This is a genomic window from Actinomadura macrotermitis (assembly GCF_009604375.1).
Lineage (GTDB): Bacteria > Actinomycetota > Actinomycetes > Streptosporangiales > Streptosporangiaceae > Spirillospora > Spirillospora macrotermitis.
In genome coordinates, this window is sequence record NZ_WEGH01000002.1 from 984,941 (window position 1) to 997,376 (window position 12,436).

Annotated in this window: 11 protein-coding genes; 9 read left to right on the forward strand and 2 right to left on the reverse strand. The window is 75.2% G+C overall.

Annotation, left to right across the window (positions count from 1 at the left end; all coding sequences use genetic code 11):
- The first annotated feature begins 166 nt into the window (after positions 1 to 166).
- From ACRB68_RS16455 to ACRB68_RS16470, 4 genes are all read left to right on the forward strand, one after another.
- Entirely contained in the window at positions 167 to 859 is a 693-nt protein-coding gene (locus ACRB68_RS16455) for a response regulator transcription factor (RefSeq protein ID WP_328594525.1), read from the forward strand.
- Positions 856 to 1,950 (forward strand): sensor histidine kinase, encoded by a 1,095-nt coding sequence (locus ACRB68_RS16460; protein WP_153533328.1) that lies wholly within the window; start codon positions 856 to 858, stop codon positions 1,948 to 1,950. Before ACRB68_RS16455 ends, ACRB68_RS16460 begins: the two co-directional genes overlap by 4 nt.
- Positions 1,951 to 2,376: 426 nt before the next feature.
- Positions 2,377 to 3,774, forward strand: a complete 1,398-nt coding sequence (locus ACRB68_RS16465) for an FG-GAP repeat protein (RefSeq protein ID WP_328594289.1) — start codon at positions 2,377 to 2,379, stop codon at positions 3,772 to 3,774.
- Positions 3,775 to 3,853: 79 nt separating this feature from the next.
- Positions 3,854 to 5,302 (forward strand): FG-GAP-like repeat-containing protein, encoded by a 1,449-nt coding sequence (locus ACRB68_RS16470; RefSeq protein ID WP_194293339.1) that lies wholly within the window; start codon positions 3,854 to 3,856, stop codon positions 5,300 to 5,302.
- A gap of 7 nt (positions 5,303 to 5,309) precedes the next feature.
- Here the strand turns inward: ACRB68_RS16470 and ACRB68_RS16475 are convergent, their stop codons facing one another.
- Entirely contained in the window at positions 5,310 to 5,684 is a 375-nt protein-coding gene (locus ACRB68_RS16475; protein WP_153533330.1) for a hypothetical protein, read from the reverse strand.
- A 233-nt stretch (positions 5,685 to 5,917) separates the two neighbouring features.
- Between ACRB68_RS16475 and ACRB68_RS16480 the strand changes: the two genes are divergently transcribed.
- The 3 genes from ACRB68_RS16480 to mptB all read left to right on the forward strand — a co-directional run bounded on the left by ACRB68_RS16480 (position 5,918) and on the right by mptB (position 8,516).
- Complete coding sequence (locus ACRB68_RS16480; RefSeq protein WP_328594290.1) at positions 5,918 to 6,253, forward strand: STAS domain-containing protein; 336 nt, start codon at positions 5,918 to 5,920, stop codon at positions 6,251 to 6,253.
- Between the two features lie 92 nt (positions 6,254 to 6,345).
- Positions 6,346 to 7,074, forward strand: coding sequence for a glycosyltransferase family 2 protein (locus ACRB68_RS16485; RefSeq protein ID WP_153533331.1), 729 nt, complete (start codon positions 6,346 to 6,348; stop codon positions 7,072 to 7,074).
- Entirely contained in the window at positions 7,071 to 8,516 is a 1,446-nt protein-coding gene (gene mptB / locus ACRB68_RS16490) for a polyprenol phosphomannose-dependent alpha 1,6 mannosyltransferase MptB (RefSeq protein WP_153533332.1), read from the forward strand. Before ACRB68_RS16485 ends, mptB begins: the two co-directional genes overlap by 4 nt.
- Here the strand turns inward: mptB and ACRB68_RS16495 are convergent.
- Complete coding sequence (locus tag ACRB68_RS16495) at positions 8,398 to 10,575, reverse strand: hypothetical protein (protein ID WP_153533333.1); 2,178 nt, start codon at positions 10,573 to 10,575, stop codon at positions 8,398 to 8,400. The genes mptB and ACRB68_RS16495 overlap by 119 nt on opposite strands.
- Positions 10,576 to 10,614: 39 nt before the next feature.
- Between ACRB68_RS16495 and ACRB68_RS16500 the strand changes: the two genes are divergently transcribed.
- Both ACRB68_RS16500 and ACRB68_RS16505 read left to right on the forward strand, forming a co-directional pair.
- On the forward strand, positions 10,615 to 11,982 hold the full coding sequence (locus tag ACRB68_RS16500; protein WP_153533334.1) for a glycosyltransferase 87 family protein: 1,368 nt from the start codon (positions 10,615 to 10,617) through the stop codon (positions 11,980 to 11,982).
- Complete coding sequence (locus ACRB68_RS16505; RefSeq protein ID WP_153534944.1) at positions 11,982 to 12,428, forward strand: DUF4446 family protein; 447 nt, start codon at positions 11,982 to 11,984, stop codon at positions 12,426 to 12,428. The genes ACRB68_RS16500 and ACRB68_RS16505 overlap by 1 nt, the downstream gene beginning before the upstream one ends.
- The last annotated feature ends 8 nt before the right edge of the window (positions 12,429 to 12,436 follow it).

Below are 12,436 nucleotides of genomic sequence, written 5' to 3' on the forward strand. Positions count from 1 at the left end.
TCCCGGTCAGAACGCCGGTGGCGGCCGGTATCCGCCGCCGGCCGGGTGCCCCTTCCTCCCCGCCCCCCGGACCTTACGAGGTGATGACGAGATCGGCGGATCGGCGCAGGCACGCGTAACGTGAGAGCGTGATCGCTGCTTGCCCCGCCGGGTGGTCCCGGTGAACGTGACCGGCCGGGTCCTGGTCGTCGACGACGACCCGACCGTCGCCGAGGTCGTCGCCCGCTACCTGGCCCGCGACGGCCACGAGGTCGAGTGCGTGGCCGACGGGAACCAGGCTCTCGCGCGCGCCCTCGCCCAGCCGCCCGACCTGGTGGTGCTCGACCTGATGCTGCCCGGGATCGACGGCCTGCAGGTGTGCCGGCGGCTGCGCGAGACCTCGGCCGTCCCGATCGTGATGCTGACCGCGCTCGGCGGCGAGACCGACCGGCTCGTCGGGCTGGAGACCGGTGCCGACGACTACGTGACCAAGCCGTTCAGCCCGCGCGAGCTGGCGCTGCGGGTGCGCTCGGTGCTGCGCCGGGCACAGGGCTCGTTCGCCCCGGCGGGCGGCGCGCCGCTGCGCGACGGGGACCTGGTCGTCGACGTGGCCGCGCACGAGGCGGCGCGGGCCGGCGAGCCGCTCGCGCTCACCGCCCGCGAGTTCGACCTGCTGGCCTTCCTGCTGCGCAACCCGCGGCAGGCGTTCACCCGCGACCAGCTGCTCGAGAAGGTGTGGGGCTGGTCGTTCGGCGACTCCTCCACCGTCACGGTGCACGTGCGGCGGCTGCGCGAGAAGATCGAGGACGACCCGACGACCCCTCGCCGGATCATGACGGTGTGGGGCGTCGGCTACCGCTACGAACCGGTGGACGCATGATCTCCGTCGAGGACCTGCTCTGGGTGGCCTGGTACGCGGCGGTCGCGGCGGCCGCGGTCGCGGTGCTCGGCCTCGGCCTGCTGCACGCGCTGCGCGGCCGGTCGGTCGCCACCCAGCTCACCGTGGTGGGCGCGGCGACCGTGCTGGCGACGGTGTCGGGCATCGTGGTGATCTCACTGATGATGCTCATCAACCCCCACGACCTGACCGTGGTGCTGGCGGTGGTGACGGCGGCCGGGCTGGTCGCGATGGCGGTGTCGGTGCTGCTCGGGCGGCGCCTGGTCGCGGCGAACCGGACGCTGGTGGAGGCGGTGCGCGCGGACGCGTTCCGCCCGCCGGACACCCGGCTGCCCGCCGAGCTGGCCGAGCTGTCGCGCGAGCTGGACGCCGCCTACGCGCGGCTGCGCGACTCCGAGGCCAGCCGCCGCGAGCTGGTCGCCTGGGTGAGCCACGACCTGCGCACGCCGCTCGCCGGGCTGCGCGCGATGGCCGAGGCGCTGGAGGACGAGGTCGTCGCCGACGCCGAGACCGTGCACCGCTACCACGGCCGCATCCGCATCGAGGTGGACCGGCTGTCGGAGCTGGTGGACGACCTGTTCGAGCTGTCGCGCATCCACGCCGGGGCGCTGCGGCTGTCGCGGCAGCGCGTCGGCCTGGCCGACCTGGTCGCCGAGGCGGTGGCGGGCGCGGAGGCCCTCGCCCGGGCCAAGGGGGTGCGGGTGCGCGGCGACGTCCAGGAGGGGCTGCCGGTGCAGGTCGACGCCGGCGAGTTCGGCCGCGCGCTGCGCAACCTGGTGGTGAACGCGATCCGGCACACGCCGGGGGACGGCACCGTGGAGATCATCGGCACGGTCGCCGAGGGCACCGCCCGGGTCACGGTCGCCGACGCCTGCGGCGGCATCCCCGAGGACGACCTGCCGCGCGTGTTCGACGTGGCGTTCCGCGGCGAGGCGGCCCGCACCCCGGGCGGCGGCGCGGGCCTCGGCCTGGCCATCGCCCGCGGCATCGTGGAGGCGCACGCGGGCGAGATCGGCGTCGCGAACGAGGGTCCGGGCTGCCGCTTCGAGGTCCGCCTCCCCGTCCCGGCCTGACCGGCACATGCGAGCAGGACCAGGGGACGCCACGCACGACCAGCCAGGCGCATAGAGCCGCGCGGGGCCAGCGCGCACGCCGGTACGGGCGAGCGCGCCTAGGTCGACCCGGATATCGGCACGGGCGGGTGGTGCGTGGGCCGGCGCTGTGTCGCACATGACCAGCGCGACAGGCGGTATCGGCAGGTGGCGTGTGGGACGACGCACACAGGTGGCGAGGACGAGGACGGTGTGTGACCAGGGACGCACGGTGATCTAGATCATCGCGCCGATGGACCTGGGTGGTCATAAGGGACCTGACCAGGCACGATGCGGGTTCTGTGGGCCACGTCACGGCACATAAGGAACTGCTTACGCAGGGTAGCGTTCCGCCTGGTTATTGGACGTGGCGTGCCATAGAAGGCCGCCGTGACCTGGAGGTTCCCTGTGCGGTCGTGGGTTGCCGGCACCCTGGCGTTGAGCGCGACGATCGGCCTGGCCGGTCTCGCCGTCCCGGCCGAGGCGAAGGCGGCGGCGAAGCCCTACGACTTCAACGGCGACGGCCGCCGCGACCTGGCCATCGGCAGCCCCGGCGGGCGGGTCGGCAAGGCCTCCGGCGCCGGGTTCGTCAGCGTCGTCTACGGTTCCGCGTCGGGCATCGGCGGCGCCCGGAAGGTCATCGGCCAGAACAGCGCGGGCGTGCCCGGCGCGGCCGAGGCCGGCGACCGCTTCGGCTCCTCGCTCGCCTCCGCCGACTTCAACCGCGACGGCTACGCCGACCTCGCCGTCGGCGCGCCGGGCGAGAACGCGGGCACGGGCAGCGTCACGATCCTGTGGGGCTCGCGCTCCGGCCTGGCCAAGGCGAGCGTCCACACCGAGGCGCGCGCCGCGAAGGGCCACCGCTTCGGCGAGTCGCTCGCCGCGGGCGACATCCAGGGCGACGGCTCCCCCGAGCTGTTCGTCACCGTCCCGGGCACCAGCACCTACACCTGGCTCTACTTCGGCGGCGCGCGCGCCAAGGCGATGGACGCGCCCGCGCGGATCCGCTCGGCCCGCGACGTCGACCAGTCCTGGGTCGCGGCCGGCGACGTGAACGGCGACGGGCGCGGCGACGTGGCCTACGGCTGGTTCGACCACGACGACCCCGAGGTGGACCACCGGCGCGGCTTCACCGTCTTCTACGGCACCTCCGGCGGCGGCTTCACCCGGGGGACCACCGTCTACAAGGCCGTGTTCTCCCTCGCCATCGCCGACTTCGACGGCGACCGCCGCGGCGACGTCGCGGCGGGCGACATCTACGACTCGCCCTGGGTGGGCGGCAGCGTCCGCGTCTACCGGGGCTCGCCGTTCGGGCTGTCGGGCTCCTACGACATCCACCAGGGCACCCCGGGCGTGCCGGGCATCGGCCGGGTCGAGGACGACTTCGGTTACGCGCTCGCGGCGGGCGACGTGAACGGCGACGGCCGCGCCGACCTGGCCGTCGGGGCGCCCAAGTCCGATGTCGGCGGCGCCTTCGACGCGGGCACCGCGTTCCTGCTGCTCGGCTCGCCGTCCGGCCTGACCGGCCGCGGCGCGCAGGAGTTCTCGCAGGCCAGCCGGGGCGTGCCGGGGACGGCGGTGGCGCACGAGCACTTCGGCCTCCAGGTGTCGCTGCTGGACCACGACCGCGACGGCCGCGCCGACCTGGTCTCGGGGGCGCCCGACGAGGACCGCGGCGACGGCGGCGTCACCTTCCTGCGGGGCGGCGCGTCCGGCCTGGTGGCGCGGGGTGCGTCGGCGCTCTCGGCGACCACGCTCGGCGTGCGCGGCCGGGCCGCCCACGTCGGCGGACGACTCGGGCGTTGACCCGGTAAACCGGCATCCGGCCCCAGGCGTCCCTCCTGTGTCCCGCATCACCTCGATGCGCTCCCCGGAGGTTCCCCACTTGCGTCTTCTCACGCGCGCCCTGGCCTCGACCACGGTCGGCGCCCTCGCGTTCGCCCTGGTCACCCCCACCGCGGACGCCGCCGTCGCGGCCAGGCCCTACGACTTCGACGGCGACGGCCACCGCGACCTGGTCATCGGCAGCCCCGCCGCCACGGTCGGCAAGGTGCGCGGCGCGGGCCTGGTCACGGTCGTCTACGGCTCGGCCTCCGGCCTGAACGGCGGCCGGCGGCAGATCCTGTCGCAGGACACCAAGGGCGTGCCCGGCGGCGCCGAGACCGACGACCACTTCGGTTACGCGGTCGCCTCCGCCGACCTCAACAACGACGGCCGCGCCGACCTGGTCGTCAGCGCGCCCGACGAGGACACCGGCAAGAAGAAGAACGTCGGCTCGATCACCGTCTTCTGGGGTACGAAGTCCGGGCTGTCCACCAACGCCCACGCCGTGCCCGTCGACCCCGAGATGCCGGCCGGGGAGCGGTCCGGGCTGGCCCTCGCCGCGGGCGACTTCAACCGGGCCGGCACCGGCGACATCGCCTACACCACCGTCCACTACTGGGACTGGCACATGGGCGACGGCGGCGGCTACGCGGCGCGCGCCCGCGTACTCTCCTCGCACCTGACGCGGCTGCCCGGCCACCCGGCGGCCGCGCGCGCCGCCGCCGGCGGCGCCTCCACGACGTTCGTGCAGAGCGGCAACGTGACGAGCGGCAAGTACCCGAGCCTGGTCCTGGCCTGGCACGACCCGTCCGCCGCGCCGAAGGACCGCGACGGCGTCGCCCTCTTCGAGCGCGGCAAGAACGCCCGCACCCTCGCGGCGCGCTCCTTCGTCAAGGCCGAGGGCGGCCCGTCGGCGGTCGGCGACTTCAACGGCGACGGCTTCGGCGACGTCGCCGTCGGCCAGCCCGGCGACACCGGCCACCGCGGCGGCCAGATCACCGTCTACAAGGGCTCGGCGACCGGCATCTCGGCCGCCGCGAAGACCGTCGTCACCGCCGACACCCCCGGCGTGCCGGGCACCCGCACGGCGGGCGGCCGGTTCGGCGCCGACCTGTCCGCCGGCGACGTGAACGGCGACGGCAGGACCGACCTCGCCGCCGGCGCCCCCGGCGTCAAGCCCGGCGGCTACGCCTACCTGCTGCTCGGGTCGGCCGCGGGCATCGGCGGGCAGGGCGCGCAGTGGCTGTCGCAGGACACCGCGGGCGTGCCGGGCACCGCCAAGCCGGGCGACCTGTTCGGCGGCCAGGTCACGCTGCTGGACCACGTCCGCGAGCGCCGCGCCGACCTGGTCGCCGGCGCGCCCGGCGAGGGCGGCACCGAGGGCTCGGTCGCCTGGGTGAAGGGCCGCGCCTCGGGCCTGCTGCCCGTCGCGGCCGCCACCGGCCACACCCCGACGTCCTTCGGCCTCGGCGGCCGCGGCGCCCGCTTCGGCCTGGTCCTCGGCGGCTGAGCCGGCCTCACCTCCGGCCGAGGACCTCGTCGATGGCGCGGAAGGTGGGGCAGGGCCAGCGCCACATGCAGGAGCGGCAGCGGCGGATCGGGCGCGTCGGGTCGCTGGTGATGCCGCCCGCGTCCTGCGGGCGGTGCAGGTCCAGCAGCCGGGCGCCGAGCTCGGCGAAGGCGAGCACGTCGTCGCGGGCGCCGGCCAGGAACGTCAGGTCCGCGCGCGTCAGCCGGGTCCGGACGGGGACGTAGCCCGCGCCGTTGACCAGGCCGGACAGGTAGTGGGTGGACGCGCGCCAGGAGCCGGCCCGTTCCGAGCGCACCCGGATCGTCTCCAGGCGGTCGCGCAGGCGGGCCGCGCGCAGGTCGGCGCCGCCGTCGGTGTTCATCGTGCGCACCCCCTGCCTCTGCGCCCGGCGGGACGGCGACCAGCGTAGCCCGCGCCCCGGGGCCGCGGAGGCGATCGGGGAACTCGCCGGAGCCGGTGAACAGGACATGACCGAGCGTAGTACGCAAAGCGTACGGGCGGGTCGCGGCGGCGGCGCGCCTGGACACGCCCGTGCGGCTGGGGACTTGGGCAACCCTCTGGCCCGGCGGCCGTTCGCCCGATAGTGTGCCGGACGTGGAGCTAAACGTCTCGACCACGTCTCAAGGAGGTCACGCCGTCGTCACAGCGACCGGCGAACTCGACCTGTACACCGCACCCCGCCTGCAGACGGCGCTGGCCGCCCTGCTGCGCGACCAGGTCGACCGCATCGTGGTCGACCTCAGCGGCATCGAGTTCTGTGACTCGACCGGCATGAACGTGCTGCTGTCGGCCATGAAGCGGATCGACGAGCGGGGCGGCTCGTTCGAGCTGGCCGCGCCGCGCACCGCGGTGAAGCGGATCCTTCAGGTCACCGGGCTCGACACGGTGTTCACCGTGCGCGACGCGGTGCCCGCGCCGCACGCCGGCTGACCGGCCCGTCCGTCCGGCGGCCCGCGGGGTCCTCCCCGCGGGCCGCCGTCGTTCCGCGATGACACCGGCCGCCGCGCACTACGATCTCAGCCATGCAGGATGTAGCGGTGATCATCCCGGCCAAGGACGAGGCCGACCGCATCGCGGCCACGGTCAAGGCCGCCCTCGAGCTGCCCGGCGCCGGGCTGGTCGTGGTGGTCGACGACGGCTCCGCCGACGGCACCGGCCGGGTGGCCGAGCAGGCCGGCGCGCGCGTGGTGCGGCACGCCCGCAACCGCGGCAAGGGCGCGGCGATGGAGAGCGGCGCCGAGGCGGTGCGGCTGCTGGACGACGGCGAGAGCCCGCGCCACCTGCTGTTCCTGGACGCCGACCTCGCCGGGACCGCGCGCGAGGCGGCGCCGCTGGTCGAGCCGGTCCGGGCCGGCGAGGCCGACATGACGATCGCGGTGTTCTCCACCACGGTGAAGCTCGGCGGGCACGGTTTCGTGGTGCGGCTGTCGCGCGACGGCATCCGCCGCGCCGCCGGCTTCGCCGCGACGCAGCCGCTGAACGGGCAGCGCTGCCTGACCCGCGCGGCGTTCGAGGCGGCCCGGCCGCTCGCGGCCGGGTTCGGTGTGGAGACCGCGCTCACCATCGACCTGGTGCGCCAGGGCTTCCGGGTGCGGGAGGTGGAGGTGCCGCTCGCGCACCGCGCCACCGGCACCGACTGGCGCGCCCAGGTGCACCGCGCCCGGCAGTTCCGGGACGTCGCGCGCGCGCTGGCCACCCGCGAACCCGCCGTCGCACAACTGCAGGACAAACTGCGGAGCCGTCTGCGGTGACCCCTCGCGCGGGGCTGTCCGCGATCGGGGTGAGCCTCGGCTGCCTCCTGCTGACGGCGCTGCTCGGCCCGTCGGCGTTCGAGCCCGCTCTGCCCGGGAAATCGGGCCAGCCGCCGTATTCGCTCGACGCCCACCCGTCGCCGTATCTGGTGGTGGGGCTGGTGGTGGTGGGCGTCCTCGCCGGTATCGCGGGGCTCGCCCTGTGTTTTCGCGCCGTCCGGCGGGGGTGGGAAGCGCGCGCGCTGCCGCTGGTGGTGGCGGGCCTGCTGGCCGCGGTCGCCTTCATGTGCATGCCGCCAATCGGATCCGCCGACCACCTGAACTACGCCTCCTACGGCCGGATGGCGGCGACCGGCCACGACCCGTACGTGACGCGCGCCAACGACGTCCCGGACGACCCGGTGATCGGCGCGGCGGAGGAGTGGCGCGACACCCCGTCGGTGTACGGGCCGGTCACCGTCGCCGGGCAGGCCCTCGCCTCGAAGATCGGCGGTGGTTCGGTCAGGCTGACGGTGTTCGCGCTGTCGGTCATGAACGTCGCCGCGTTCGCGCTCACCGCGCTGCTGCTGCACCGCCTGGCCCGCGACGGCCGCGGCCGCCTGCGCGCCGCGCTGCTGTGGACCTGCAACCCGCTGCTGCTGTTCCACCTGATCGGCGGGGCGCACAACGACGTCCTGGCGATCGCGCCGATGGTCGCCGCCCTCGCCGTCTTCTCCGCCAGGCCCGGCCTGCCGCGCACCCTCGCCACGGGTGCCCTCGTCGGCCTCGGCGCGGTGACCAAACTGCCCGCCGCGCTCGCCGGCGGCGGCCCCGCGTGGGTGCTGCTGCGCCGCCGGGAGTGGCCGCGGCTCGCCGCGCTGTTCGGCGGCGCCGGCGTCGTCGCGGTCGTGGCGTTCGCGCTGGCCGGGCCGCACGCGCTCGACCAGGTCCGCAAGGCCAGCGACATGATCTCGCTGGCCACGCCCTGGCACCTGCTCGCCCTCGTGGTCCGGGTCCGGCCGATCGTGAAGATCGTCGCGTTCGCGGTGCTGCTCGCCCTGGTCTGGCTGCTGCACCGCGCGCTGCCCGGCGACGAGCGCGACGAGCCGCGCCGCGTCGCCGCCGCGCTCGTCCTCGCCTGGCTGTTCGCCGCCCCCTACGAACTGCCCTGGTACGACGGGTTCGGCTGGGCGCTGCTGGCGCTGCTGCCCTGGTCGCGGTTCGACGAGGTGCTGCTCGCGCACACCGGCGCGCTCAGCCTGGCCTACCTGCCCGCCCGCGCCCCGCGGGTCATCGACCTGCCGGGCGGCCTGACCTGGCTCGTCCCGGTGCTGCGCTCGGCCGTCATCCCGCTGGTGCTGACCGGCGTTCTGCTGGCGCTGGCCCGGCTGTGCCTGCGGACGCCTCCTCCGCCTCCAGGGCCCGCAGGCCCACCGCGAGCGTCAGCGGGACGGCCAGGATGAACGCCACCGACAAGATGATCACGCCGGAGTCGTTGACCAGCGTGCCGAGCACGCCCACGGTCAGCGCGCACAGCAGCGCCGCCCGCAGCTGCGGGCTCGCCTCGTAGGAGCGCTCCAGCAGCGCCGGCCGCCACCGCGACGGCGTGGCGAGGACGTGGTAGAGGCCGGCCAGCGCCGCCACCAGCAGCAGCGTCACCGGCCAGAAGCCCAGGCTGCCGATCATCGACTCGAACTTGCGGACGACCACGCCCCACGCGTCGCCGCTCTCCAGGTCCTTCCAGAACCTCCCGAGGTGCGTCGGGTTCGCGCTCTGCGCGTTGACGAACGAGATCGCCAGCACCAGCGCCACACCGGCCAGGCCGGACAGCCCGAGCTTGACCGGCGACACCCGGCGGCCCGTCACCAGCACCCCGAGCATCGCGAACACCGGGACCATCGCGAGCACCCCGCCGAAGTCGGCGCCCCACACCGGCAGGCCGTCCACCGCGACGGCGAACACGCCGACCGCCGCGACCACCCCCGCCGCCTGCCACTTCTTCGCCGGGTACGCCGACAGCCACGCCGCCGTCAGCACCGCCGCCACGGCGAACAGCGCGAACGCCTGGTTCCCGAACCCGTAGAAACGCCCCGCCACCAGCGCGGTGTAGCCCATCAGCGAGTTGAGCTGCAGGGTCGAGCCGGTCAGCACGTCCGCCGCCAGCACCAGCACGGTCGCCCCGGCGACCACCAGGCTCGGCGCCGTCGCCGACCGCCGCCACGGCCCGGCCAGCGCGAGCGCCGCCAGCAGCCCGCTGAACCCGGCCACCGCGCAGACCAGCACCGGCGTCGGGCGCGGCGCCTGCCACCACGGCACCAGGCCCGCCAGGAACGACGCGGCCGGCGCGGCGCCCGCCATCAGCGCCGCCACCCGCGCGGTCCCGAGCACCCGCCGGCGCAGGCCCGGCGCGTCCCGGCGGCGCAGCAGCAGCCACGCCACCCCGTAGACGACGGTCTGCACGACGGCGAGGACCCAGTAGAACGAGCCCTGCACACCCCGGACGGCCTGCGCGGCGACGTCCTCGTCGACCAGCGCGTCGACCTTGCGGCCGATCTTCCACGACGAGGCCTTGGAGCTCCACACCGACCCGACCGCCTGCTCGGGCTGCTCGATCCCCAGCGTGTGCAGCACCGTCGCGGTGAGGTCGGTCAGCGTCACCATCCCGCGCTGGCGCGTCGCGCCCGACGACACGAACCCGCGCGCGAAGCCCGGCCCGTCCGCGATCGCGACCCGCAGGTGCGGCTTGAGACCGGTGTCGGAGATGCCCGCGACCAGCACCGTCGTGCCCTCCGGCAGGCCCGCCAGGACCTGCGCGACGCGCCGGTCGGCGGCGGCCGCCGCGGCGGCGCGGCCCGCGTCGGGCACCGGGTTCGGCTCGCCCTTGCCGTTCACCCCGGCGGCCACGTAGGCGCGGAACAGGTCGTCGACCTCGACGGCGGCGAGCGGGCACGCCGCCCAGTCGCCCGGCGCGACCTTGTCGGTGGACGGCGCGTACCGGTCGACCCGGCCCGACCCGTCGGCCAGCCCGTACACCGCGCCCGGCCCGACCGCGAAGGTGCAGCCGCCCGCGCCGTGCACGGCGTCGCCGAGCAGCCCGGCCCGCGCGTGGTAGGACGTCCCGGCGTTGTCGGCCTTGATCGCCGCCCAGCCCGGCGCGACCGCCCCGGCCCCCGCCGCCTCGGGCGAGGCCGGCAGCACGCAGTCGCCGGGCTCGAGCCGGGACCGCTGCCCGGCCGAGATCGTCAGCCATCCGTCGGTGGGGCAGGTGTTCGGGCGGGTCGTGCGCACGGTCAGCCCGCCCGCGCCGCCGCGCCCGGTGAGCCGCCACAGCGCCGGGGTGCGCGCCGCCGAGACGTCGCTCCACATCATCCCCGGCACCCCGATGACGACGGTGCGCCCGACCGGCGCGGCCTGCGCCGCAGACCCCGTCAGCAGCACCGGAAAGGCCGGCGCGAGCAGGACGATCAGGGCTCTGACCACGACGGACCTCAAGATGTACAGTTCCGTCCCCCGGTGCGCCATGCGACCAGAGTAGTGGGCGCGTTGGGCCAGGATGGAGCCATGCGCAGAGGCAGTGCGGACCCGGGGGCCGCCCCGGGGGCGGTCCGCGCGGACCGGTGGATCGTGGCGCTCGGGGCGCTGATCGCGGTCGCGGCGATCTCCCCGATCGTCTGGAAGTGGCTGAACAACCCGCCCGACCAGCGGCTGGTCGACCTGGAGGTCTACCGCGACGGCGGGCGGGCGATCCTGCGCGGCGCGCCGCTGTACGAGGTGCTCACCCAGCCGCCGCAGCTGCTGCCGTTCACCTACCCGCCGTTCGCCGCCGTCCTCGCCGTGCCGTTCACGCTCATGTCGTGGAAGGGCGCGCAGTGGGCGTGGACGGCCGCGATGTACCTGACGCTGCTGGTCGTCGTGCGGTACGCGTTCCGGGACCTGATCGCGCGGACCGGGCGCTGGTCGCCCGCCGTCACCGGCGCGCTGGTCGGCGCGTCCGCGTGGATGTGGCCCTCGTTCGACCAGATGCGGTTCGGGCAGGTCGGGTTCTTCCTCATGGCGCTCTGCCTCGCCGACTGCTGCGCGCGCACCGCGTACTGGCCGCGCGGCGTGCTCGTCGGCCTGGCGATCGCGATCAAGCTGGTGCCGGGCGTCTTCCTCATCTACTTCTGGATCACCGGGCGGCGCGACGCGGCGGTCAACGCGCTGCTGACGACGGGCGCGGTGTCGCTGTTCACCGTCGCGCTGCTGCCGCAGGACTCGGTGGACTACTGGCTCGGGGCGCTGCTGGAGGGCGGCGAGCGGACCGGCGCGATCGACTTCACCACCAACCAGGCGCTGAACGGGATGGTCGCGCGGCTGATCCCCGAGGGGCCGGTGCGCACGCTGGTGTGGCTGCCGCTGCTGCTGGCCGTCGCCTACGCCGGGTTCCGGCTGGCCCGCCGCGCGACCCGCACCGCCGACGCGCTGGCGGCGCCCGCCGTCATGGCCCGCCCCGGCGGCACCGACCTGATGCGCGCCGCGGACCCGGCCGCCGGTCCGGACGCCTACAGCGCGCTGCTGGCCGGCACCGCGATCACCGGCCTGCTGTCGGTGCTGCTGTCGCCGGTCGGCTGGATGCACCACCTCGTCTGGATGATCGCGGTGGTGGGGGCGCTGCTCGGCGACGGCCGCGACGCGCGCCGCCGCGTCGCGGCGGGCCTGCTGTGGTTCTTCTTCCTGTTCCCGATCCCGTGGTGGGGGTCGGCGATGGCGGGCAAGGAGCACCCGCTGGGCATGCGGATCGTCGGCAAGTTCCTGCAGGACGCGTTCGGCCTGACGGCCATCGCCATGCTCGCCGTGCTCGGGGTATGGCTGGTGAATCGTCTGCGTACGTCCAAGGTTTGTGAAGAGTCTTCGCAGCAGGATGCCGAGGTGGGTACGCTCAGCCCGTGATGCTTGTCGCCGTGGCGGTCGCCGGCTTGGTAACCGGTGTCGCCGGACTGTCCATCGCGGTGGCCGCCCACAGGCGCGTCGGCCAGGTCGCCGAGGAGTGCGCCGGCGGTCTGCGCCGCCAGCTGCAGCTGGCGAGCGGCACGGTGGACGAACGCGCGCTGCGCGACCTGGCCATCGTGCACTACGACGCGCTGAAGGAGATGTCGGGCCACCGCTCGTTCTCCCTGGCGCTGCTGAACGCCTCCGGCGACGGCGTCGTCATCAGCTCCATCAACGGCCGCACCGAGACCCGCACCTACGCCAAGGTGGTGCGGGGCGGCCACCCGCTGGAGGGGCTCTCCCCCGAGGAGGGCCAGGCGCTGCGCGCGGCCCGGCTCGGCAAGGGCCCGGTGGTGACGATGGACGACCCGCTTCCCGACTTCGGCGGCACGTCGGCGCACGCCTGAGGTCCGCA